The organism is Dermacoccus sp. BD5, assembly GCF_044878485.1.
GTDB classification, from domain to species: Bacteria; Actinomycetota; Actinomycetes; order Actinomycetales; family Dermatophilaceae; genus Dermacoccus; species Dermacoccus nishinomiyaensis.
In genome coordinates this window covers 115,094-137,845 of sequence record NZ_JANJER010000001.1, presented here as the reverse complement: position 1 = coordinate 137,845, position 22,752 = coordinate 115,094, and the positions used below count along the sequence as shown (strand labels likewise).

Here is a 22,752-nt window from a genome sequence, read left to right as displayed (position 1 = left end):
GGTCAGGATACGCGGGTCTCGGCGCGGGCCACCAAAGACGCAGCTTCCTGACGCGCCGGCGACGACGCCGCCTCCGCGAGGTGCAGCAGGTTCTCCGGCAGCTCCTGGCCGCGCTTGGCCATGACCTGGGCGTACAGACGGCCGGCTCGGTAGGAGGAACGCACGAGCGGACCCGCCATGACGCCGGAGAAACCGATCTCCTCGGCACGCTCGGACCAGTGCACGAACTCCTCCGGCTTGACCCACCGGTCGATCGGGTGGTGCAGCTTCGAGGGGCGCAGGTACTGCGTGATCGTGATGATGTCGCAGCCGGCCTCGTGCAGGTCGACGAGCGCCTGGTCGATCTCGTGCTCCTCCTCACCCATGCCGAGGATGAGGTTCGACTTCGTCACGAGCTCCTGTTCGCGCGCCATCGTCAGCACCTTGAGCGACTTCTCGTACGTGAACGCCGGGCGGATGCGTCGGAAGATGCGCGGTACCGTCTCCAGGTTGTGGGCGAACACCTCGGGGCGGGCGTCAAAGACCTTGCCGACGAGCTCGGGGACGGCGCCGAAGTCGGGCGGCAGGATCTCGACACCCGTGTTCGGGTTGAGTTCGTGGATGAGGCGCACGGTGTCGGCGTACAGCTGCGCGGCACCGTCGGGCAGGTCGTCGCGCGCGACGCCGGTGACGGTGGCGTAGCGCAGGCCCATCTCACGGACGGACTCGGCGACGCGGCGCGGCTCGTCGAGGTCGAGGGCGGACGGCTTGCCGCTCGCGATGTCGCAGAAGTCGCAGCGTCGCGTGCAGGTGTCGCCGCCGATGAGGAACGTGGCCTCACGGTCCTCCCAGCACTCGAAGATGTTGGGACAGCCGGCCTCCTGGCACACGGTGTGCAGGCCGCCACCCTTGACGAGATTCTGCAGCGAGTTGTACTCCGGGCCCATCTTCGCCGTGGTGCGGATCCAGCTCGGCTTTCGTTCGATGGGCGTTTCGGCGTTGCGCGCTTCCACGCGCAGCAGTCGACGGCCTTCGGGCGCGACGGTCACAGAAAAGCACTCCTCGGCTTGGCGATTGAGGGCGACACGGCGCGAAGATGCACGCCAGCGCTCAGAACAACAGCGTACGCGGGTGAAAACTTCCCGGCGAGTACGCGGACGGCGCTCATGCCGCCTTCGACGGGGCGACGATCGCCGACAGGTGACGCTCCACGACCGGGAGCACCTCGGCGACGGTGACGTCACGACCGACCTCGCGGCTCAGTGTCGTCACCCCGGCATCGGCGATGCCGCAGGGCACGATCGTCTGCGTCCACGACAGGTCGCAGTCGCAGTTGAGCGAGAAACCGTGCATCGTCGCGCGCTTCGAGACGCGCACGCCGATGGCGCCGATCTTGCGGTCGGGGCCCTTGTCGTCGGCGAGCACCCAGGTGCCGGAACGTCCCTCCACGCGGTCGGCGTCGACGCCGAACTCGGCGCACACGTCGATCATGAGCTGCTCGAGGCGACGCACGTGCGCGACGACATCGATGGGGATGGGCAGCGCCATGATCGGGTAGCCCACGAGCTGACCCGGACCGTGCCACGTGATCTTGCCGCCGCGGTCGACGTCGACGACGGGCGTGCCGTCGAAGGGACGCTCGTGCGCCTCGGTGCGCTTGCCCGCCGTGTAGACGGGGGAGTGCTCGAGCAGCAGCACCGTGTCCTCGCCGCCCGCGACGACGTCGGCGTGAACCTGACGCTGCACCTCCCACGCCTGCTCGTAGTCGACGAAGTCAGGGGCGAAGCCGAGGTGCTGGATACGCATCCCCCGAGCCTACTCTCCGACACGCCGCGACGGCCGCCGGCCTGCCTGTGGATAACTCGACGCATGCTTCGGCCCTCCTGGGCGATGGTGGAAGCAGTGGCGCCGACCGCGGCGCCCCTCGCACGCCGAACCCAGGAGTCACCATGCCCGACGCCACCGCACCCACGATCGCCGGATACACCATCGAAGCGCTCATCGGGCAGGGCGGCAGCTCGTCGGTGTGGCGCGCCACCGGGCCGCAGGGCATCGTCGCGATCAAGGTCGGCACGGAACCCGCGATCACCGCGCGTTCGGAATGGCGGATGCTGCGGCGCCACGCGGGGCCCCACGTCGTCGAGGCCCTCGATCTCACGACGAGCGCCGAGGGCCACAGCGCGCTCGTGCTCGAGTACATGGCCGGCGGCAGCCTCGACGACGTCGTGCGAGGACGCGGCGGACTCACAGTCGGCGAGTGCGTGACGGCGCTCGCTCCGGTCGCGGCGACCATGGCGGGTTTCCACGACCGAGGATGCGTGCACGCCGACCTCACCCCGTCCAACATTCTCTTCGACCACCAGGGACGCCCTGCGATCGCAGATCTGGGGGCCACGCGTGTCGCGGCACGCGCCGACGGGGCCGACTGGGCCACCTACGGGTTCGTCGCTCCCGAGATCGTCGACGGCGAACCGCCCAGCGCTGCGGCCGACGTGTACTCCTTCGGGGCGCTCGCCTGGTTCTGTCTCCTGGGGACGCCGCCGCCCGTCGCAGCGCTGCGGCCGCACCTCGTCGACGTCCTGCCCGACGCGCCGGACGCGCTCGTCGACCTCATCACGGCGTGCCTCGCACAGACGCCGTCGTCGCGCCCACACGCCGCGGAGCTGGCGACCCGGCTGCGCGGTGTCGCCACCGCACGCCCGGTGCCCGTGCCGACCGCTGCGCCGATCGGAGAGGGGAGTGGCACCACGGCCGCTGGTGAGTCGATCACGCGACGACTGCGGGACGAGGCGCAGCGGCGGCAGTTCCTCGAGCCGGCCGAAGCGGAGCGCCATGGGTCGTCACTCTGGGGCGGACGTCGTGGGCGACGGGGGCGTCGTGGCGCTGAAACCCGCGGTGAGGTCGGGGGAAGACGGACGTCGCGTCCAGGGGCCGTCGACGCTGGGCGACGTGCTGACGCGGCGGGCGCGCGCTGGAGAGTTGGTCGCTGGGTGCCCGCGGCGCTGATGGGGGCGTGCGTCGTCGCCGCAGCAGCGATGTGGCCCGTTCACGCAGGCGGAGACTCGGCGGATGACGCCGGATCTTCGACGAGCGCGGCCTACGCGCGCGCCAACCCTGGTGTGACACCGGCGAACTCGACCTCGTCCTCGACGACGTTGACGCCCGCACCGCCGTCGAAGGCGATGCCGAACGCGGTGTCGCCCTCGACCAACCCGGAGGCGGGGACGGCGGTGCCCGCGTCCGGTGCGAAGACGCCCACGATGACGGCTCCGACGCGTCAGGAGGTCGTCGCGCTGCTCGACTGCCGGGCCAAGGCCTGGTCGACGTTGGATCGACAAGGCCTGGGCCGGTGCCTCGTGCCGGGCTCGGCTGCTCACACGCACGACCTGCAGGCCTTCACGCGGGCGAGCGCGCAGGGCGCGTCGTACGACGGCCTCGGCTACGCGATCGGCGCGCTGACGCCGACGTCATGCAGCGGTGGCCAGGTGTGCCTGACGAGCCGAATCACGACGTCGGGGTACGACGTCCGCACCAAGACCGCGAGCGAGCGTGTTGCTGCGCGTCACGATGACGTCCGGCTCGTCGTCAGCCACGACGGCAGGGGCTGGCGCATCGCGTCCTGGTCAGCGGGCTGAGGCGCATCATGTCTACGTCACGAACCGGACGAGAGCGCGCCACGCGCCCGGTCAGCCTCCCGACGCGCGCCGGTCAGAGCGCCGACGCGACGAGCCGGTCGAGCGCCTGGTCCTGGTTCTCGTCCTGCCAGTCGAACCCGGCAGCTTCGAGCACGTGGGGGCGTACCCGCGTCGACGCGGTCACCTGGTCGGCCATCTCACCGAGGACGAAGCGCAATGCACTCTTCGGTACGCGCAGGGCAGCGGGGCGCCGCAGCGAGCGCGCGAGTGCCTGCGCGAGATCGGCCTGCCGACTCGCGCGCGGTGCGACGAGGTTGACGGGCCCGACGACGTCGGGGTGGTCGAGGAGAAACATCAGCGCGCGCACCTCGTCACGCAGCGTGATCCAGCTCCACCACTGCCGCCCCGAACCCAATGGGCCCCCTGCGCACAGCCGCGTCGTCGTGAGTAAGGGAGCGAACGCTCCGCCCTCGCCCGTCATGACGAGACCGGTGCGCGCGAGGGCGACGTCGTGGCGCTTCGCAGCCCTCATCGCCGCAGCTTCCCACTCGATGCAGACGCGAGCGAGGAAGTCTTCCCCGGGTGCGCTCGTCTCGTCGAGCACCTCGTCACCGCGATCGCCGTAGAAGCCGATCGCCGAACCCGAGACGAGACGAATCCGTTGGGGCACCTCCGCCAGCGCGTCGGCGAGCGTCGACGTCGTCTCGATCCGCGACTCGCGAATCGTGTCCTTGTACGCGCGGCTCCACCGATGATCGCCGGCGCCCGCCCCGGCCAGGTTGACGACCGCATCGACGGTGACGAGCGTCTCGACGAATCGGCTGTTCGAGCTGCGGGCCTCGGGCAGCGTCACCTCGCCCGGTGCGACCGCCGGTCGTCGGACGATCCGGATGACGGTGTCGCCGCGGCGACGCAGACATGATGACAGCGCACCGCCGATCACTCCGGAGGAACCGGTGATGGCGATGCGCTGTCCAGTCATGCGGTCAGACTAGCCCGCGACGATCACACCTCGAAGGCGCCCTCTTCCAGGCGAGCCTTGATGGCCGAGAGGAAGCGACCGGCGTCGGCGCCGTCGACCACGCGGTGGTCGTAGGTGAGGACGAGGTTCATCATCTGACGGATCGCGATCGAGTCGTTGCCGAACTCATCGGTGACGACGACGGGACGCTTGACCATCGCGCCGGTGCCGAGGATGGCGACCTGCGGCTGGTTGATGATCGGGGTGTCGATGAGCGAACCGTTCGAGCCGATGTTCGAGATCGTGAACGTGCCGCCACCCAGCTCGTCCGGCGTCACCTTGTTGTCACGCGTGCGAGCGGCGAGGTCGGCGATCTTCTTCGCGATGCCGGCGATCGACAGGTCACCCGCGTCCTTGATGACGGGCACGAGCAGGCCGCGCGGCGTGTCGACCGCGATGCCGATGTGCTCGGCGTTGTGGTAGACGATGTTGTCACCGTCGACCGAGGAGTTGACCTGCGGGAACGCCTTGAGCGCCTCGACGACAGCCGTCGTGATGAACGGCAGGTAGGAGAGGTTGACGCCCTCGCGAGACTTGAAGCTCTCCTTGTTGCACGCACGGATACTCGCGACCTTCGTCAGGTCGACCTCGACGACGGCCGTCAGCTGCGCGGAGACGGCGAGCGACTCGACCATGCGCTGCGCGATGACCTTGCGCAGACGCGACATCTTCTCCGTCGTGCCGCGCTTGGCCTGAGCCTCGGCGGACGGCTGCGGCGTCGTCGTCGACGCGGCCGGGGTGGAGGATGCTGCCGGAGCCGCGGCGGACGCAGCCGGGGCGGCCTCCTGCTTCGGCTCCTGGGCCTTCTTCGCAGCGTCGAGGACGTCCTGCTTGCGGATGCGGCCACCGACGCCGGTGCCCGTGATCGTCGACAGGTCGATGTTGTTCTCGGCCGCGATCTTGCGCACGAGAGGCGTGACGTAGGTGCCGGAGTTGTCAACCTTCGTCGACGTCTCCTGCTGCTTGTCGGAGCCGGCGCCGGCCTTGGGGGCCTCGTCCTTCGGCGCCTCGCTCGCCGACGACTCGGCCTTCGGGGCTTCCTTCTCGGCGGCCTCGTCGTCCTTGACCGGGGCCGGCGTCTCGTTCTTCGACTCCGCGGCCTCGACGGCCTCGTCCTGCTTCTTCGAGTCGACCTCGTCCTGGTTCTTCTCCGCCTTCTCGGCCTCGGCCGAGTCGTCGGAGGAGCTCGAGCCGGCCGAGCCGCCGATGACGGCGAGGTCGGCGCCGACCGGAACCGTCTCGTCCTCGGCGACGAGGATCTTCGTCAGCTTGCCCGCGACGGGGGAGGGAACCTCGGTGTCGACCTTGTCCGTGGAGACCTCGAGCAGGGGCTCGTCAACGGCGACGTCGTCGCCCTCGGACTTGAGCCAGCGCGTGATCGTGCCCTCGGTGACGGACTCGCCGAGCGCGGGCATCGTCACCTTCTCGCCGCCGGAGACCTCACCGGCGGAGTCGTTCGAGGAGTTCGAGCTCTCGGACGCCTGCGACGCGCTCTCGGCGGCCTCGTCCTTCTTCTCGTCGGCCTCGGCCTGCGGCTCGGCCTCCTGCGAGTCGTCGGAGGAGGAGTCGGAACCGGAGTCGGACGACGCGGGAGCGTCGCCGTCACCGATGACGGCGAGGTCGGCGCCGACCGGCACCGTTTCATCCTCTTCGACGAGGATCTCCTGCAGCGTTCCGGCGATCGGCGACGGAATCTCCGTGTCGACCTTGTCCGTGGAGACCTCCAGCAGCGGCTCGTCAACGGCGACGGTGTCGCCGACGTTCTTCAGCCAGCGGGTCACGGTGCCTTCGGTCACCGACTCGCCGAGGGCCGGCATGGTCACGCGGTCAGACATGGGTGGAGGTCTCCTCAATCCAAAATTCACTTTGGTTTCGCGGATGAAGTTGTGAACTCCGGGGCACTTCGCAGCGAGCGGATCTCCCCGATCAAGGCCATCTTGTCACTCGCGGACGGGGTTGCGGAAACCCGCCCCGAATACCCGCGGGTAGGAAAGCGGCTGTGCCCACCCGCGGGCCTGCTCGATCAGGCGCGAGCCAGCTCGACGAGGGTGCGGACGGCGAAACCGGTGCCGCCCTTGGGGTTGACGCCGTAGGGGCTGCCCTCGTTGAACGCGGGCGCCGCGATGTCCATGTGGATCCAGTCGATCTGCTCGCCGTTCTTCTCGCCGACGAACTCCTTGAGGAACATCGCCGCGGTGATGAGCCCACCCATGCGCTCGCCGGTGTGCTTGAGATCGGCCACCTCGGAGTCGATGCTCGGGCGCAGGTGCTCGAGCAGCGGCATCGGCCACATGTGCTCGTCGACGCGCTCGGAGGCCGCGATCAGTTCATCGCGCACCTCGTCGTTGTTGCCGACGATCGCCGCCGTGCGGTTGCCGAGCGCGAGCACGGCCGCGCCGGTGAGCGTCGCGATGTCGATGATGAGATCGGGCTCCTCCTCGGTGGCGTAGCACAGGCCGTCAGCCATGACGAGGCGCCCCTCGGCGTCGGTGTTGTCGATCTCGACGGTCGTGCCGTCGTGCATGCGGATGACGTCGCCGGGACGCTGCGCGTCGGCGCCCGTCATGTTCTCGGCGAGGCACAGGTAGCCCGTGACGGCGACCGGCAGCTCGAGCGCGGCGACGGCCTCGAGGAAGGCCGCGACGGCGGCGGCGCCGGCCATGTCGCACTTCATCGTCGCCATGCCGTTGGCGGGCTTGATGCACAGGCCGCCGGAGTCGAACGTGATGCCCTTGCCGACGATCGAGATGTGCTTCGTCGCCTTCGCGGGCTTGTACGTCAGCGTCACGAGGCGCGGCGGACGCGCCGAGCCGCGGCCGACGCCGATGAGGCCGCCGCACTCGGCCTTCGCGAGGGCCTTCTCGTCCATGATGTCGACCTTGACCTTGGTGCCCGACATGCGCTTGCGGACGATGTCGGCGAACGAGGCGGGGTTGAGGTCGAGCGGCGGCATGTTGACGAGGTCGCGCGCCCAGTTCTGCGCGGTCGCGACGGCCGTCGCGGTCTCGACGCCCGCGAGGGCGCCGGACGACTTCGCGTCGGTGACGAGCAGCGTCGCCTTGGCGAGGGCGTCCTTCGGCTTGCTCTTGTACGCGGTGTAGGCGTACGCGCCGAGGGCGATGCCCTCGCAGATGGCCTGGACGAGGTCGTCGGCGACCGCGGGGAAGGCGAAGACGGCGCTCGAGGTGCCCGTGAGCGAACGCGCGGCGGCACCGGCGGCGTCACGCAGCGCGGAGGCCTTCGTCGGCGCCTGCTCGGCGTCGACGCCCGAGCCGACGGCGATGACGAGGCCGCTCAGGTCGCCGGCACCCGACAGGCGCAGCACCTCGTCGGCGCGACCCTTCGCCTCGAGCGTCGCGAGAGCCTCGTTGAGCGCCTTGACGGCGGCGGGGGAGACTCCGACGGGGTCGATGACCCGGGCGCCGTCCTTCGTCGGTGCGGTGAGGACGACGGTGGCGTCGGCTCCGATGGCGTCCGCGCTCTTGTCGCTGAGGGTGATGTCGACCATGTGGGGCCCCTTTCGTGGGTGATGCCGAGGTCATCGGCGTGCGTGCTGCTGGGCCGAGCTTAACGGCCCGTAGGACGCGGTGGGCGCGGTAGGTTCGAGGCATGACTGAGAACAAGCTCTCGCCCCTCGACGAGCGTCACCGCGCACTCGGGGCGAAGATGGCCGACTTCGGAGGATGGGACATGCCCATCGAGTATCCGGGCGGAGGTGTCGTGCGCGAGCACACCGCGGTGCGTGAGCGCGTCGGCATCTTCGACGTGAGCCACCTGGGCAAGGCGACGGTGAAGGGTGCCGGCGCGCTCGACTTCGTCAACTCGTGCCTGACGAACGACCTGCGCAAGATCGGGCCCGGCCAGGCCCAGTACACGATGTGCTGCGACGAGAGCGGCGGGGTCGTCGACGACCTGATCGTCTACGTCAAGGCCGAGGACGATCTGTTCCTCATCCCCAACGCCGCGAACACGGCCGAGGTCGTGCGCCGCCTGAAGGAGGCCGCGCCGGAGGGTATCGAGGTCGCCGACGCGCACGAGGAATACGCCGTGCTCGCCGTCCAGGGCCCCAAGTCCGACGAGGTCGTCTCCGCACTCGCTCTGCCCGTCGACCACGACTACATGAGCTTCGACGAGGCCGACTGGCAGGGCCGCCCCGTCACCGTGTGCCGCACCGGCTACACCGGTGAGCGCGGCTACGAACTCGTCTGCCGCTGGGACGACGCCCTCGCGCTGTGGGACGCCCTCGTCGAGGCCGCGGCCCCCTACGAGGGTCTGCCCTGCGGCCTCGGGGCGCGCGACACCCTGCGCACCGAGATGGGATACCCCCTGCACGGGCAGGATCTCTCGCTCGACATCACGCCCGTGCAGGCGCGCTCCGGCTGGGCCGTCGGCTGGAAGAAGGACGCGTTCTGGGGCAAGGACGCCCTGACCAAGGAGAAGGCCGAGGGCCCGCGCCGCATCTCGCGTGGCCTCAAGCTCACCGGCCGCGGCATCCCGCGCGCGCACTGCATCGTGCGTGACGCCGAGGGCGCTGAACTCGGCGAGGTGACGTCCGGGACGTTCTCGCCGACCCTCGGCATGGGCGTCGCGCTCGCGCTCGTCTCGCCGATGCTCGCCGAGGGCGACCAGGTCGTCGTCGACGTGCGTGGTCGCATGCTCGAGGCCGTCGTCACGAAGCCGCCGTTCGTCGAGGTGCAGACGCGCAGCAGCTGACGCGATGAGCGCCTCCCGCCTCGGCGGCGTCTCCTCTGACGGCATGACGAAGGGGGCTCGCACCGGATGGTGCGAGCCCCCTTCGTCATGTGTTCGTTCTGGACGTGCCGAGGTGAGGCGCGTCAGGCGACCGTGTCGCCCCGCTTCACCGTCGGACGGGGGAAGCGCAGGCGGCGCATCTGCATCGAGCGCGTCACCGCATAGAGGGCGCCGCCGCGCGGCACGGCACCGAACTTGGCGATGAGGTCCTTCTTGATGCGGCGCCACAGCAGGGCAGAGTCAATGAGGCCCGCGAGGACGATGACCCACACGAGCGCCAGGGTGATGGCGGCCAGCTTGGGCAGCAGGAACCACGAGAAGATCAGGATGAACATGAGCGGCATCGCGACCTCGCCGAGGCTGAGGCGGGCGTCGACGCGGTCACGGATGTAGCGCTTCTCGGGGCCGCGGTCGCGCAGCGGCAGCGCGGATTCCTCGCCACGATCGGCGGCTGCGCGCTGCTGGGCGCGTGCCTCGCGTGCGCGCTCCTTCTCTGCCGCCTTGGCTGCCTTGCGGTCGGTCTCGACGAGGGGGCGCCGACGAGCGGCCTCCTGGTCCTTGCGCTTCGGCGTCGGGCGGTTCTTCGCACCGGGGCGCGCAGGGTGCACCGCATCACTCGCCGGGGCGGCCGGCTCGCTCGTCGCATCCTTCTCGACCGCGGTGGCTCCGACGGCGGTGGCGCCGCTGCTCGTCTTCTTCTTCACTGCTCGCACCCGCGCCACTTTACGTCACGCCCGAGCGCCTCCCATCCCCCGACACGGGCGCGCGGGGGATACCGTGGCGGCTGTGACTTCGACCGTGAACGCGGGCGCCCCGGAGGATCTCCGCCAGCGCATCGCCACCCTCATGCCCGGCGTCGTCGAGGACCTCAAGGCCCTCACGCGCATCCCCAGCGTCTCCCTCGGATCGTTCGACCAACAGCACGTCGACGACTCCGCGCGCGCCGTTGCGAAGCTGCTCGAGGCCGAGGGGATGGACGTCAAGGTCGTCTCCGAGGGCGGCCGCCCGGCCGTCATCGCGCACAAGGAAGGACCCGCAGGGTCGCCGCGTGTCCTCATGTACGCCCACCACGACGTCCAGCCCCCCGGTGACGACGCCGACTGGCAGAGCCCGCCGTTCGAACCGACCGAGCGCGACGGTCGCCTCTACGGCCGCGGCGCGGCCGACGACAAGGCCGGTGTCATGGCGCACATCGCCGCGATCCGCGCCTGGGGCGACGACCTGCCCTGCACCGTCACCCTCTTCATCGAGGGGGAGGAGGAGATCGCCTCCGACTCCCTGCCCGCACTGCTGCGCACGTACGCGGACGAGCTGACGTCCGACGTCCTCGTGCTCGCCGACTCAGCGAACTGGGCCGTCGGCACGCCGGCGCTGACGACGACCCTGCGTGGCACCGTCCGCGCCGTCGTCACCGTCCGCACCCTGGCGCACTCGGTGCACTCGGGCATGTTCGGCGGCGCAGTGCCCGACTCGCTGACGACGCTGTGCCGCCTGCTCGCGACGCTTCATGACGACGCGGGCAGCGTCGCCGTCGCCGGGCTGGACTCCGACGAGAACGTCGACATCGACTACACGCCCGAGGAGCTGCGCCGCGACGCCGGCATGCTCGAGGGCACGCAGCTCATCGGCACGGGCCCGCTGACCGCGCGGTTGTGGCGTGGGCCGAGCATCACCGTCATCGGGCTCGACGCGACGGGCGTCGACGTCGCGAGCAACACGCTCGCGGCGAGTTCGCGAGCCAAGCTGTCGCTGCGCGTTGCCCCCGGGCAGGACCCGCAGGCCGCCTACGAGGCGCTCGCCGAGCACCTGCGCTCCCACGCACCGTGGGGTGCGCAGGTGGAGGTAGAGCTTGAGGAAATCGGTTCCGGTTTCGACGCCGACGCCACCGGCCCGCTCTACGACGAGGCCCGCGCCGCCTTCCGTGACGCCTGGGGCAGCGACCCCGTCGACGTCGGCATCGGCGGCTCGATCCCGTTCGTCTCCTTGTTCGCGGAGATGATGCCCAACGCCGCGCTGCTCGTCACCGGTGTCGAAGACCCCGACACCCGCGCGCACGGCGCGAACGAATCGCTGCACCTCGGTGAGTTCGCGAAGGTCTGCCTCGCCGAGGCGGTTCTCCTGCAGCGCGTCGCGAAGGCCTCGGACGCCACGTGATACCGGGCGCTCGACGACGACGGGTGAGGCCTGCGTGATGGCGCGTGGCCTCACCCGCTGTCGGGTGCCTGTGGTGGAGGCCGGGGTCGAGAGCCTCATCCATCCCGAGGGGGCGATGTCGGGACATGAATGACGACCTCATGCTGCTGAGTGCCGTCGTCGGTGCCGTGTGCGCGCTGGCAGGCTGGTTGTTCGGCCCGTTGCGTCATGCCGTGACCGCGGTCCACGAGGCGGGGCACACCCTCGTCGCTCTTCTCGCGGGGCGCAGCGTCCGCTCGGTGCGGCTCAACCGCGATTCGTCAGGTGAGGCGGTAAGCGTCGGCCGACAGGGTGGGCTCGGCGTCGTGCTGACCCTCCTGGCCGGGTACCCGGCGCCCGGGATCGTCGGGCTGGGGGGTCTGGTCGCCCTGCGCGCCGACCAGGCGCGGATCTGGCTCGTCGCCTGCGCCGTTGTCGTCGCACTCATGGCACTGCTCCTGCGCAACGCGTTCGGCGTCGTCGTCATCGCGTGCGTCGGGGCGTTGCTCGTCGCGACGCTACGTTGGGCCTCGGATCCCGTCACGAACGTCGTCGTGGCGAGCGCGTCGTGGTTCCTGCTCGTCGGCGGGCTGCGCTCCGCGCTCGAGCTGTTCCGCCCCCACGTCGGGCGTGACGACGCGATGGAGCTCGCGCGCGTCGGTCACGTCCCTGCGTTCGTCTGGCGGTTCGTGTTCCTGCTCGCCGCCATCGCGTGCCTGACGGCGGCTGCCGTCGTCGTCGGAGTGCTCGAGCCGGTCCGCTCGTCACTGGCGCGCCTCGGCGGCGCGTAAGGTGGGGCGGGAACACGGCGGGCCGCCGCGGTGTTGCACGAAGAACGGCCTGGAGACCACCAGGACCGAAGACGTGAGAGAGGATCGATCCACGATGACGGTGGAGACGAACACCCAGGCCGAGACGGCCACCCACGGCGTCATTCTGACGGACGTCGCCGCAGCCAAGGTGAAGAGCCTGCTCGAGCAGGAGGGCCGTGACGACCTTCGCCTGCGCGTCGGCGTGCAGCCGGGCGGCTGCTCGGGCCTCATCTACCAGCTCTACTTCGACGAGCGCACCCTCGACGGTGACCTCGTGCGCGACTTCGGTGGCGTCGAGGTCGTGGTCGACCGCATGAGCGCGCCGTACCTCGACGGCGCCTCCATCGACTTCGCCGACACGATCGAGAAGCAGGGCTTCACGATCGACAACCCGAACGCGGGCAGCTCCTGCGCGTGCGGTGACAGCTTCAGCTGATTCGATCGGCTCCGCCTCGGCGCCCACTGCTGCGATGGCAGCGTGGGCGCCGAACGCGTTTCACGGTAGGTTGATGCGGTGAAGATCGCAGTGACGGGTTCCATCGCAACCGACCATCTCATGACGTTCGACGGGCGATTCGCCGATTCGCTCGTCGTCGAGCAGCTCGACAAGATCTCGGTCTCGTTCCTCGTGAACGACCTGCAGATCCGCCGCGGAGGCGTGGCGGGCAACATCGCGTTCGGCCTCGGCAACCTCGGCCTGCGCCCGATCCTCATCGGGTGCGTGGGCGCCGATTTCGCCGACTACGGCTCCTGGTTGGAGCGTCATGGCGTCGACACCTCTGAGGTGCGCATCTCGCAGACGCAGCACACCGCGCGTTTCGTCTGCACGACCGACAACGACATGGCGCAGATGGCGTCGTTCTACCCGGGTGCGATGTCGGAGGGGCGCGAGGTCGAACTCGGCCCGATCGCCGAGCGCCACGGGGGTTTCGACCTCGTCCTCATCGGCGCGCACGACCCGGAGGGCATGCGTCGCAACACGCAGGAGTGCCGCCGTCGGGGCATCCCGTTCGTCGCGGACCCCTCCCAGCAGCTGGCCTTCGGCGACGGCGCGTTCATCCGCGACATCATCGACGGCGCGCAGTACCTGTTCACCAACGAGTACGAATCGCACCTCACGGAGCAGAAGACGGGCTGGAGCGCCGACGAGATCCTCGACCGCGTCGGGGTACGTGTCATAACCCGCGGCAAGGACGGCGCGAGCATCCACCGCCGCGGTGAGCCCACGATCGACGTGCCCGTCGCCCAGATCGCGCAGGCGGCCGACCCGACGGGCGTCGGCGACGCCTTCCGCGCCGGATTCCTGGCCGGATTGTCGTGGCAGCTCGAACTGGAGCGCTGCGCCCAGCTGGGTTCGGTGCTCGCCGCTCACGTCATCGAGACCGTCGGCACCCAGGAGTACGTGCTGGAGGCGCCCGCCTTCCTCGACCGCTTCCGCGCGGCCTACGGTGACGCCGCAGCAGGCGAGGTGGCGGCGCACCTGCGTGATCGGCGGTCGTGAACCCGCTCGAGCTCGAGTGCCGGTGGAACTTCGCCGACGCCGACTTCGACGCCGATGACGACCTCGTCACCCTCGGCGCCGACCTCGAACCGGCAACGATCGTCGGGGCGTACGCCCAGGGCGTGTTCCCGATGGGCCTGGGGGAGGGCGGCGGCGAACCGCTCGGCTGGTGGTCGCCGCTGGAGCGCGGCGTCCTGCGACGCGGTGACTTCCACGTCTCCCGCAGCCTGCGTCGCTCGTCCCGGACGATGGAGGTGAGCGTCGACACCGCGTTCGACGACGTCGTCGCCGGCTGCGCCGAACCGAGCCGTGACGGCGCGTGGATCACCCCCGCCGTCGCCTCGGCCTATGGCGCCCTTCACCGCCTCGGGGTGGCGCACTCGATCGAGGTGAGGCAGGACGGCGAACTCGTCGGCGGCCTCTACGGGCTCGCGCTCGGTGGGTTGTTCGCCGGCGAGTCGAAGTTCCACGTGGCGACTGACGCATCGAAGGTGGCGCTGTGGGCGCTGAGCGAGATCGTCTTCGCCGAGCCCGGGCCGCGTCTGATCGACGTGCAGTGGCGCACGGACCACCTCGCGAGCCTGGGCGTCACCACCATGGAGCGTCCGGCGTACCGCGACGCCGTCGCGCACCTCGTCGCCTCGCCGCCGATCGCCGGTCTGGTGCCGGGCGCGCGCGTGCCGTTAGGTAATCGTTAGAGCCAGGAGATACCCCCGACCCTTGGCGAAGTCTGAGCCTGGGATAAGGTTTGAATGTGCCTGGTATGGATCTGAGGAAGGTGGACGCTGTGCGTCGGCCCTTACGGAAGACGAGCCCCTCGTGGCGTCGTCGAATTGCTGCTGTCGGTGTCGGTGGAGCGGTATTGCCGCTGACCGCGTGCTCCGGAGAGGTCAGCCGCGGCTGGCTGCCCGAGGGCGTCACCGAGAACTCCCACCATGTGATCGATTTCTGGGTGGACACCTGGTACTGGGCGCTCGCCGTCGGCGTGCTCGTCTGGGGCCTCATGTTCTGGTGCATCCTGCGCTACCGCCGTCGCAAGAGCGACACGGGTTTCCCGGCGCAGATGCAGTACAACGTGCCGATGGAGATCCTTTACACGGTCGTGCCGATCTTCATGGTCGCCGTGCTGTTCGGCAAGACGGTCGGGCTGGAGAACAAGCTGCTCGACACCAAGCCGAAGCCCGACGTGACGATCAACGTCGTCGGCAAGCAGTGGAGTTGGGACTTCAACTACGTCGACGCCAAGACCTACGACACCGGCGTGATGGGTGACATGAAGGCCGGCAAGCCGGGCGCCGAGGCCGGACTGCCGACCCTGTACCTTCCGGTGAACAAGCGCGTCGAGTTCGTGCTGACGACGCGCGACGTCATCCACACGTTCTGGGTGCCGCAGTTTCTGCAGAAGCTCGACATGATCCCGAGCAAGGTGAACAAGTTCGCCGTCGACACGACGGAGGAGGGCACCTTCAAGGGCAAGTGCGCCGAGCTGTGCGGTGCGTACCACTCTCAGATGCTCTTCAACGTGAAGGTCGTCTCGCAGGCGGAGTACGACAAGCACATGGACGACCTGCGCAAGCAGGGCAAGTCCGGCTTCTTGTCGAACTCCCTCAACCGTTCCAGCGTCGCCCCGCAGGACCAGCAGTACCTGCCGGAGGGTGTCGGCGCGTCGGACATCGTCAAGGAGGGTAAGTAATGGCTACGGCTACGACTCCCGCCGCAGGCCTTCAGCAGCGCCCCGAGGCACGGCGTCCTGAGGACTTCAACGCGGGCCGAACCATCGTCAAGTGGTTGACGACGACCGACCACAAGGTCATCGGCAACCTGTACTTCATCACGTCGTTCATCTTCTTCCTGCTCGGTGGTGCGATGGCTCTGATCATCCGTGCCGAGCTGTGGTCGCCCGGCCTGCAGGTCGTCGACAACCCTGAGCAGTTCAACCAGCTGTTCACCATGCACGGCACGGTGATGCTCCTGATGTTCGCGACGCCGCTGTTCTCGGGCTTCGCGAACGCGCTCATGCCGCTGCAGATCGGCGCGCCCGACGTCGCCTTCCCGCGACTCAACATGTTCGCCTACTGGCTCTACCTCTTCGGCAGCCTCATCGCAGTGGCCGGCTTCCTGACGCCGCAGGGTGCGGCCTCGTTCGGTTGGTTCGCGTACGCGCCGCTGTCGAGCACCACCTACAGCCCCGGTCTCGGCGGCAACCTGTGGGTCTACGGCCTCGCGCTGACCGGTTTCGCTTCGATCATGGGTGCGGTCAACTTCGTCACGACGATCGTCTGCATGCGCGCTCCCGGCATGACGATGTTCCGCATGTCGATCTTCGTGTGGACAGTGCTCATCACCTCGATCCTCGTGCTGCTCGTCTTCCCGGTCCTCGCTGCCGCGCTGTTCGGCCTCGGCCTCGACCGCACGATGAATGCGCACGTGTTCGACTCGGAGACGGCCGGAGCCATGCTCTGGCAGCACATGTTCTGGTTCTTCGGGCACCCCGAGGTGTACATCATCGCGCTGCCGTTCTTCGGCATCATCTCTGAGGTCCTGCCGGTCTTCTCGCGCAAGCCGATCTTCGGTTACAAGACACTGGTCTTCGCGACGATCGCCATCGGCGCGCTGTCGGTCTCGGTGTGGGCTCACCACATGTACGCGACCGGCCAGGTGCTCCTGCCCTTCTTCGCCGTCATGACGATGCTCATCGCCGTCCCGACCGGCGTGAAGTTCTTCAACTGGATCGGCACCATGTGGGGTGGCTCGCTCACCTTCGAGACTCCGATGCTGTGGGCGCTCGGCTTCCTCGCGACCTTCCTCTTCGGTGGTCTGACGGGTGTCATCCTCGCCAGCCCGGCGCTTGACCTGCACCTGTCCGACTCTTACTTCGTCGTGGCGCACTTCCACTACGTCGTCTTCGGCACCGTCGTGTTCGCGATGTTCGCGGGGTATTACTTCTGGTGGCCGAAGTTCACCGGCCGCATGCTGAACGAGACGATCGGCAAGATCCATTTCTGGCTGCTGTTCGTCGGCTTCCACCTGACGTTCCTCGTTCAGCACGTGCTGGGTGTCGAGGGCATGCCCCGTCGTTACGCCGACTACCTCCCGGAGGACGGGTTCCAGTCCTTGAACCAGGTCTCGACCGTTGGCTCGTTCCTGCTGGGTGCCTCGATGCTGCCGTTCCTCTACAACGTGTACATCACGTGGAAGAAGGCGCCGCTCGTCACGGAGGACGACCCGTGGGGCTTCGGGGCCTCGCTCGAGTGGGCGACGTCCTGCCCGCCGCCGCGTCACAACTTCAACAGCATCCCGCGCATCCGTTCCGAGCGCCCCGCGTTCGACCTGCACCACCCGGAGGTCGGGGTCTTCTCCGTCCTGCCGGCGCAGGACACGGTTGACCAGCTGGGTGGAAAGGCTCACACCGCATGAAGACGTCATACAAGCTCTTCCTCGTGCTCGGCCTCTTCTACTTGCCGCTGATCTTCATCTACGGTCACTTCAGCCACTGGGACGAGCCAGTGGGTGTCGTCGGCCTCGCGCTCAGCACCGGCTTCGGCCTCATGATCGCCGGTTACTTCGCGGTCACCGACCGCAAGCTGGGTGCGGGCCCGAGCGACCGCCCTGAGGGCGAGATCAGCGAAGTGTCCGGCGAGCAGGGCTTCTTCTCGCCCCACTCGTGGACGCCGCTGTGGCTCGCCGCTGCGATTGCGCTGCTCGCGTTCGGGATGGCTGTCGGCTGGTGGATCGTGTTCATCGCGGCTCCGCTCGTCTGCGTTGCGGTCGTGCTGTGGACGTTCGAGTACTTCAGTGGTGAGCACGCCATCTGATCACTCGCACCAAGGATCGCCCCGCCCTTCCTCTGGAAGGGCGGGGCGATCTGCATGTCGGGGGTGGGGTTGACTCGCTAGTTCGGCTGTGCGACGTCACGGGAGCGTGCGGTGATGACAGTGGCGGGGCCGGCAAAGCCGCCCGGGCGCACCACAGCGGGCCCGTGCGTACCTGCGATTTTCGTCCACGTTTGCGATTTCCGTCCCCCTTTCGCCAATGAGGTGCCCATCTGCGAATCGCGTCGACAACTGCGAAGCACGATCAAACTCACGCAGCGGATCTTGCGAGAGTGCGGGGATCGCGGCGACTCGCTCGCGCTCGCGCGCGTCGCCCTGGGCGCGCCGGCGGTCAAGTCTCTGACAGTGGTGCAACGGTGTGTTCCTTCGCGGGGTGGGTTCAGGCGGTGAGTGCGGGCATGGGTTCGTGTCCTGGCTCGGTGGGCGGGTCGGTGAGGATGGCCGCGCGTGCGCAGGCGAGGACGTCGAGGCCGAGGTAGCGGCGTCCTTCGGCCCGTTCACCGGTTTGTTCGGACAGGACGGCGCCGACGAGGTGCACGATCGCGTCGTGGTTGGAGAAGATCCCGACGAGTTCGCGGCGTCGTGAGTGCGGCATGGTTGCCAGCTCGCGCCGGGCAGGTTCGCGCTGAGCGCTTTGCGCAGACCGGCGTGGGCGTCGCGGGTGACGAGCAAGACACCGCTCAGGCCGCGGACGACGAGGTCGGCGAAGAACTCGTTCCACGCTGACCCGGTTTCGCTCGTGGCCACGCGCAGGCCGAGCACTCCGCGGTGGCCGTCATTGTTGACCCCGGTGGCGTGCGAGACGACGGTGTTGATCACGCGGCGTCCTTCACGCGCGTTCATCGTGAGGGCGTCGGCGGTGACGAACGTGAACGGGCCTGCATCGTCGAGGGGGCAGTGGCGAAAGTCGTCGTGGAGCTGGTCGAGGTCGGCGGCCATACGGCTGACCTGGGACTTCGACAGCGCGTTGGTGCCGAGGGTTTTCACCAGCTTGGGGGTACCACCCGTGGCGATCCCCGCGTCACGCGCGGCGGGGAGCCATGCGGGCCGTGGACAACGCCGGCGAGGTAGCAGTCAGCGACGATGGTGATGAGTGCGGACTCGGCTCGTTTGCGTCGTTCCATGAGCCAGTCGGGGGACGTAGGTGCCTGAGCGCAGCTTCGGCACACCCATGTCGAGGGTGCCGACGCGGGTGTCGAGGTCGCGGTGGCGGTAGCCATTGCGGTGGGTCGTGCGTGTCGGGCTGGGTTGGCCCCACTCGGCGACCATCACGGCGTCAGCGTCCGCGGACAGCAAAGCGTTGAGCATGGTTTGCAGCAAGTGGCGCATCAGGCCCGGGCTTGCTTCGGGCAGGGCTTCGCCCAGAAGGCTGGCAGGGTCGGCAATGTGAGGTGCGGTCATCGTGATGACTCCGTTCGAGGATTCTGTAGGAGGTTGACTCGAAGGATCAGGCGGTGGCCGCGCCCATGTCCAAGGGGCCGGGGCGCGGCGACCGGTGTTTCACCACTATCAGGGACTCATCTGCGCCGCGGCTACGCTGCCGGCACGGCAGGCCAGGGCCAATCGCCGCCGTCATCGCAGGGCACCGAGGGCGACTTTCTGGGCCCGCCGCCGTCAGCTCAGGCGAAGGACCAGGCAGAGACGCTGCTGGGCGCGCGCCGCCCCTCGCAGCGTGGTGCCCGCTCCTTGCCTCCCGAGGCGGCGCCCTCATGACCGCTTCTAGGGGTGCCCGCTCGCAGGCGGGGGCAGGGCAGGCTGGTATGGCGTCGGCCGTCTCCCCACGACCACCAGCCGTTGAGCGACGACCGGGGCCGGGAGGCGACGACGAAACGGCCCCGGGCACGATGTCGACGTTGCCCTGACGTGAGCACGAGACGGCGCCGGAGCAGAGCGGGGGAGAATCCCTCCGGGCCCACGTGGACGCATGAGCTGAGGCGTGGGCGAGCCCCCCACGACCGGTGACGAATGCGAGACAAACGCGGGCGAGGGGGATCGAGGCGATGCGGTGCGTCCAGAGCACCATCCCGGGCGAGGCCGGCAGCCTCGCGGAACTCCGCCACCCGAAGCGCGTGGCGACCTGGCACCCGCAGACGCCTGCACCCGGGAAGCTGCCCTTCCTCCGTGGCCGGCCCACCTGAGGTGGCCATGGAGCGTCGTCCTGACGCCTCCCGGCCGAGATACGCCGAAGGCCCCCGCCATCAGTGATGTCGGGGGCCTTCGGCGTTATCCTCGCGGGCGACTCAGTGAGCGCCCTCGAGAGCGTGGTCGTCACCGTGGTGGTGAGCTGCTTCGAGCTCGGCCGGGGTGACGGGGGCGATGCGGTCCTTGTAGTAGAAGTTGGTCCAGCGGTTGCGACGCTTGGCCTTCTTCCGCTCCTTGCCGGACAGACCGTCCAGATCGATGTTGCTCGGGGCACCCGCCTCGAAGCTGACGAGCTGCCAACGCGTGTACTCGTCGAGCGGCTCGTGCGCCTCGAAGAAACGACCCTCCGGCGTGCGGATGATGCGGCCGGACTCGCGACCGTGCAGTACGAGGTCGCGGTCGCGACGCTGGAGGCTGAGGCAGATGCGCTTCGTCACGAGGTAGGCGAGGATCGGGCCGAGGAAGACCATGACGCGGAAGAAGTACGTGATGTCGTTGATCGACATGTGCAACTTGATCGCCATGAGGTCGTTACCGGCCGCGAACATCAGGACGGCGTAGAACGTCGCGAACGCCATGCCGATCGCGGTGCGCGTCGGAGCGTTGCGCGGACGGTCGAGCACGTGGTGCTCACGCTTGTCGCCCGTCACCCAGGCCTCGATGAACGGGTAGACCGCGATGGCGCCGAAGAACAGCGGCAGCAGGGCGATCGAACCCGGGAAGATGTTCATGCTCCACGTGTGACCGAAGAGACGGAACTCGAACAGACCGGGCAGCAGACGAAGAGCACCGTCGGCGAAGCCCATGTACCAGTCAGGCTGCGAACCGGCCGTCACCTGCGTCGGCTCGTACGGGCCGTACATCCAGATCGGGTTGATCGTGATGAGGCCCGAGATGAGCGCCGTGATGCCGAAGACGACGAAGAAGAAGCCGCCGGCCTTCGCCATGTACACCGGCATGAGGGGGAAGCCGACGACGTTCTTGTCGGTGCGGCCCGGGCCGGGGTACTGCGTGTGCTTGTGCACGACGAGCAGGATGAGGTGCGCGGCGAGCAACGCGACGAGGATCGCCGGGATGATGAGGATGTGGAGCGTGAAGAAGCGGGGGATGATCATCTCGCCGGGGAAGCCGCCGCCGAACAGTGCATACGAGATGTACGTGCCGACGATCGGGACCGACAGGATGAAGCCCTCCATCGCGCGGATACCCGTACCCGACAGCAGGTCGTCGGGGAGCGAGTAGCCCATGAAGCCCTCGATGATCGCGAGCATGAACAGCAGGGTGCCGATGACCCAGTTGATCTCACGGGGCTTGCGGAACGCACCCGTGAAGAACACGCGGAACATGTGCATCATGATCGACACGATGAACAGCAGAGCCGCCCAGTGGTGGAGCTGACGGATCAGCAGACCACCGCGGATGTCGAACGAGATGTTGACGGCCGACTTGTACGCCTCGGACATCTGGATGCCCTGCAGCGGAACGTAGTCGCCGTTGTAGATCGTCTCGCCCTGCGAGGGGACGAACCAGAACGTCAGGAACGTTCCGGTGATGAGCAGGACGACGAAGGAGTACAGCGCGACCTCACCGAGCATGAAGCTCCAGTGGTCGGGGAACACCTTCTTCATGAGGAAGCGGACGCCCTTGGCGCCGCCCGTGCGCTCGTCGAGCCAGTTGGACACACCGGCCAGGCCGCCCTGGGGGTCCTGACGTTGCGTCGTGGGGTGCGATGCGCTCGTGGAAGAGGCAGCGGTGCTCATGACTTGAGTTCCTTCCCGTTGTCTTCCCAGAAGCTCGGGCCGACCGGGCGCTTGAAGCCCTGGTCAGCGACGAGGTAGCCCTCGTCGTCGACCGAGATCTTCAGCTGCGGCAGCGGGCGCTTGGCGGGGCCGAAGATGACCTTGCAGTCATCCGTCATGTCGAAGGTGGACTGGTGGCACGGGCACAGCAGGTGGTGCGTCTGCTGCTCGTACAGGCCGACGGGGCAGCCGACGTGCGTGCAGATCTTGGAGTAGGCGACGATGCCGTCGACACCCCACTTGCGCTGACGCTCCGACTTGATCTTCTCCTCGTCGAGCCGCACGAGCAGCACGGAGGCCTTCGTCTTCTCGTTGAGGGGGTGCTCCGTCGTGTTGATGCCCTCCGGCAGGACGTGGAAGACCGAACCCAGCGTGACGTCCGAGGCGCGGATCGCGGTGCCCTCGGGGTCGCGCATGAGGCGACGGCCGCGGCCGTTGATCTTCTCGTCCCAGAGCGTCGTCGCGAGGTCGTTCTTCGGCATGGGGCCGAGACCACCGAGCAGCGGCAGAGCCACCGGGACGGCGAACAGACCGAGAGCGCCACCGAGCGTCCACTTGAGCAGCGGGCGACGCTTCAGCTGCGCGGCCTCCGCGCCACCCGTCATGATCTTGGCGGCGGCGCCCCAGGCCTCGTCGTCGGACTTGAGCTCGTGCCGCTCCTCGACGACCTCTTCGTCGGGCATGATCGTCTTCGCCCAGTGGATGGCACCCAGGCCGATGCCCAGCATCGAGATCGCCATGGTGAGGCCGAGAGCGAAGTGCAGCGCCTTCATCGGGCCGACGAACGGAACCGAGATGATCGACTCGCGGCCGACCGCGAAGTAGCAGACGACGAACGCGATCGTCGCGATCATCGAGAGCAGGAACAGCATGGCGACCTGGCGCTCGGAGCGCTTGGCCGCAGCCGGATCCTCGTCACCGAGACGGTGCACGTGCGGGGGCAGGCCCGGGTCGGAGAAGTGCTCGGGTAGTGCGCCCGAACGCTCGACGTGCCCGTCGTTCCGGCTCACCGGAGCGTTGTCCGGGTGGCCGTCACCGGGGAGCGCATGCGCGCCGGTTTCATTCATTTCGTTGCGTTTCCTGTCTGACGAGTCAGAGCCGAAGCG

At 68.6% G+C, this 22,752-nt stretch carries 19 protein-coding genes and 1 pseudogene; 10 read left to right on the top strand and 10 right to left on the bottom strand.

The genetic code is table 11. The features are described 5' to 3' along the window. Positions 1 to 2: 2 nt before the first annotated feature. The gene (gene lipA / locus NQ706_RS00600) at positions 3 to 1,028 is read right to left on the bottom strand and encodes a lipoyl synthase (protein WP_006946581.1); all 1,026 of its coding nucleotides are present in this window, start codon (positions 1,026 to 1,028) and stop codon (positions 3 to 5) included. A gap of 115 nt (positions 1,029 to 1,143) precedes the next feature. Further along, positions 1,144 to 1,785, bottom strand: coding sequence for a lipoyl(octanoyl) transferase LipB (gene lipB / locus NQ706_RS00595; protein ID WP_006946636.1), 642 nt, complete (start codon positions 1,783 to 1,785; stop codon positions 1,144 to 1,146). A 143-nt stretch (positions 1,786 to 1,928) separates the two neighbouring features. Between lipB and NQ706_RS00590 the strand changes: the two genes are divergently transcribed. After that, a complete protein-coding gene (locus NQ706_RS00590; protein WP_038567765.1) occupies positions 1,929 to 3,614 on the top strand; it encodes a serine/threonine-protein kinase in 1,686 nt (561 codons plus the stop codon). A gap of 73 nt (positions 3,615 to 3,687) precedes the next feature. Here the strand turns inward: NQ706_RS00590 and NQ706_RS00585 are convergent, their stop codons facing one another. The 3 genes from NQ706_RS00585 to NQ706_RS00575 form a co-directional block, all read right to left on the bottom strand. Then, on the bottom strand, positions 3,688 to 4,596 hold the full coding sequence (locus NQ706_RS00585) for a TIGR01777 family oxidoreductase (RefSeq protein ID WP_038567767.1): 909 nt from the start codon (positions 4,594 to 4,596) through the stop codon (positions 3,688 to 3,690). A gap of 23 nt (positions 4,597 to 4,619) precedes the next feature. Next, a complete protein-coding gene (sucB, locus tag NQ706_RS00580) occupies positions 4,620 to 6,470 on the bottom strand; it encodes a 2-oxoglutarate dehydrogenase, E2 component, dihydrolipoamide succinyltransferase (RefSeq protein WP_038567769.1) in 1,851 nt (616 codons plus the stop codon). Between the two features lie 188 nt (positions 6,471 to 6,658). Beyond that, positions 6,659 to 8,143: a leucyl aminopeptidase gene (locus NQ706_RS00575; protein WP_038567770.1), complete on the bottom strand. Its 1,485-nt coding sequence runs from the start codon at positions 8,141 to 8,143 to the stop codon at positions 6,659 to 6,661. Positions 8,144 to 8,244: 101 nt separating this feature from the next. Between NQ706_RS00575 and gcvT the strand changes: the two genes are divergently transcribed. After that, positions 8,245 to 9,348: a glycine cleavage system aminomethyltransferase GcvT gene (gene gcvT, locus NQ706_RS00570; RefSeq protein ID WP_038567772.1), complete on the top strand. Its 1,104-nt coding sequence runs from the start codon at positions 8,245 to 8,247 to the stop codon at positions 9,346 to 9,348. 122 nt (positions 9,349 to 9,470) lie between these two features. Here the strand turns inward: gcvT and NQ706_RS00565 are convergent, their stop codons facing one another. Further along, positions 9,471 to 10,100 carry a DUF3043 domain-containing protein gene (locus NQ706_RS00565; protein WP_038567774.1) on the bottom strand — a complete coding sequence of 210 codons (630 nt, stop codon included), beginning with the start codon at positions 10,098 to 10,100 and terminating at the stop codon, positions 9,471 to 9,473. Positions 10,101 to 10,173: 73 nt separating this feature from the next. On the opposite strand from NQ706_RS00565, the gene NQ706_RS00560 reads away from it, so the two are divergent. The 8 genes from NQ706_RS00560 (at position 10,174) to NQ706_RS00525 (ending at position 17,687) form a co-directional block, all read left to right on the top strand. Then, positions 10,174 to 11,541 carry a dipeptidase gene (locus NQ706_RS00560; RefSeq protein ID WP_038567776.1) on the top strand — a complete coding sequence of 456 codons (1,368 nt, stop codon included), beginning with the start codon at positions 10,174 to 10,176 and terminating at the stop codon, positions 11,539 to 11,541. Between the two features lie 125 nt (positions 11,542 to 11,666). Beyond that, entirely contained in the window at positions 11,667 to 12,350 is a 684-nt protein-coding gene (locus NQ706_RS00555; RefSeq protein ID WP_051805791.1) for a M50 family metallopeptidase, read from the top strand. 94 nt (positions 12,351 to 12,444) lie between these two features. Then, positions 12,445 to 12,807 carry an iron-sulfur cluster assembly accessory protein gene (locus tag NQ706_RS00550; protein WP_006946562.1) on the top strand — a complete coding sequence of 121 codons (363 nt, stop codon included), beginning with the start codon at positions 12,445 to 12,447 and terminating at the stop codon, positions 12,805 to 12,807. A 78-nt stretch (positions 12,808 to 12,885) separates the two neighbouring features. Continuing rightward, complete coding sequence (locus tag NQ706_RS00545; RefSeq protein WP_038567778.1) at positions 12,886 to 13,872, top strand: carbohydrate kinase family protein; 987 nt, start codon at positions 12,886 to 12,888, stop codon at positions 13,870 to 13,872. After that, positions 13,869 to 14,570, top strand: a complete 702-nt coding sequence (aat, locus tag NQ706_RS00540; RefSeq protein ID WP_038567780.1) for a leucyl/phenylalanyl-tRNA--protein transferase — start codon at positions 13,869 to 13,871, stop codon at positions 14,568 to 14,570. Before NQ706_RS00545 ends, aat begins: the two co-directional genes overlap by 4 nt. Positions 14,571 to 14,635: 65 nt before the next feature. After that, positions 14,636 to 15,565, top strand: a complete 930-nt coding sequence (gene coxB, locus NQ706_RS00535; RefSeq protein ID WP_038567782.1) for a cytochrome c oxidase subunit II — start codon at positions 14,636 to 14,638, stop codon at positions 15,563 to 15,565. After that, entirely contained in the window at positions 15,565 to 17,289 is a 1,725-nt protein-coding gene (gene ctaD / locus NQ706_RS00530; protein ID WP_038567784.1) for a cytochrome c oxidase subunit I, read from the top strand. The genes coxB and ctaD overlap by 1 nt, the downstream gene beginning before the upstream one ends. Further along, entirely contained in the window at positions 17,286 to 17,687 is a 402-nt protein-coding gene (locus tag NQ706_RS00525; RefSeq protein ID WP_038567787.1) for a cytochrome c oxidase subunit 4, read from the top strand. The genes ctaD and NQ706_RS00525 overlap by 4 nt, the downstream gene beginning before the upstream one ends. Before the next feature lie 397 nt (positions 17,688 to 18,084). On the opposite strand, the gene NQ706_RS00520 is transcribed toward NQ706_RS00525, so the two are convergent. The 4 genes and pseudogenes from NQ706_RS00520 to NQ706_RS00505 form a co-directional block, all read right to left on the bottom strand. Then, positions 18,085 to 18,300 (bottom strand): hypothetical protein, encoded by a 216-nt coding sequence (locus tag NQ706_RS00520; RefSeq protein ID WP_235182062.1) that lies wholly within the window; start codon positions 18,298 to 18,300, stop codon positions 18,085 to 18,087. A gap of 17 nt (positions 18,301 to 18,317) precedes the next feature. Beyond that, positions 18,318 to 19,013: pseudogene (locus NQ706_RS00515) on the bottom strand (transposase); the annotation flags it as partial. Between the two features lie 932 nt (positions 19,014 to 19,945). Beyond that, positions 19,946 to 21,607, bottom strand: coding sequence for a ubiquinol-cytochrome c reductase cytochrome b subunit (locus tag NQ706_RS00510; RefSeq protein ID WP_038567789.1), 1,662 nt, complete (start codon positions 21,605 to 21,607; stop codon positions 19,946 to 19,948). Continuing rightward, a complete protein-coding gene (locus NQ706_RS00505; RefSeq protein ID WP_038567791.1) occupies positions 21,604 to 22,713 on the bottom strand; it encodes a ubiquinol-cytochrome c reductase iron-sulfur subunit in 1,110 nt (369 codons plus the stop codon). Before NQ706_RS00505 ends, NQ706_RS00510 begins: the two co-directional genes overlap by 4 nt. Positions 22,714 to 22,752 lie beyond the last annotated feature (39 nt).

What these genes read in the sequence shown, in the direction of transcription:
- gcvT (WP_038567772.1), top strand. Translation starts at nt 8,245, where the DNA reads ATGACTGAGAACAAGCTCTCGCCCCTCGACGAGCGTCACCGCGCACTC.
- NQ706_RS00575 (WP_038567770.1), bottom strand. Translation starts at nt 8,143, where the DNA reads ATGGTCGACATCACCCTCAGCGACAAGAGCGCGGACGCCATCGGAGCC.
- NQ706_RS00590 (WP_038567765.1), top strand. Translation starts at nt 1,929, where the DNA reads ATGCCCGACGCCACCGCACCCACGATCGCCGGATACACCATCGAAGCG.
- NQ706_RS00585 (WP_038567767.1), bottom strand. Translation starts at nt 4,596, where the DNA reads ATGACTGGACAGCGCATCGCCATCACCGGTTCCTCCGGAGTGATCGGC.
- coxB (WP_038567782.1), top strand. Translation starts at nt 14,636, where the DNA reads ATGGATCTGAGGAAGGTGGACGCTGTGCGTCGGCCCTTACGGAAGACG.
- NQ706_RS00550 (WP_006946562.1), top strand. Translation starts at nt 12,445, where the DNA reads ATGACGGTGGAGACGAACACCCAGGCCGAGACGGCCACCCACGGCGTC.
- NQ706_RS00505 (WP_038567791.1), bottom strand. Translation starts at nt 22,713, where the DNA reads ATGAATGAAACCGGCGCGCATGCGCTCCCCGGTGACGGCCACCCGGAC.
- lipB (WP_006946636.1), bottom strand. Translation starts at nt 1,785, where the DNA reads ATGCGTATCCAGCACCTCGGCTTCGCCCCTGACTTCGTCGACTACGAG.
- NQ706_RS00555 (WP_051805791.1), top strand. Translation starts at nt 11,667, where the DNA reads ATGAATGACGACCTCATGCTGCTGAGTGCCGTCGTCGGTGCCGTGTGC.
- NQ706_RS00510 (WP_038567789.1), bottom strand. Translation starts at nt 21,607, where the DNA reads ATGAGCACCGCTGCCTCTTCCACGAGCGCATCGCACCCCACGACGCAA.
- NQ706_RS00520 (WP_235182062.1), bottom strand. Translation starts at nt 18,300, where the DNA reads ATGCCGCACTCACGACGCCGCGAACTCGTCGGGATCTTCTCCAACCAC.
- ctaD (WP_038567784.1), top strand. Translation starts at nt 15,565, where the DNA reads ATGGCTACGGCTACGACTCCCGCCGCAGGCCTTCAGCAGCGCCCCGAG.
- sucB (WP_038567769.1), bottom strand. Translation starts at nt 6,470, where the DNA reads ATGTCTGACCGCGTGACCATGCCGGCCCTCGGCGAGTCGGTGACCGAA.
- NQ706_RS00525 (WP_038567787.1), top strand. Translation starts at nt 17,286, where the DNA reads ATGAAGACGTCATACAAGCTCTTCCTCGTGCTCGGCCTCTTCTACTTG.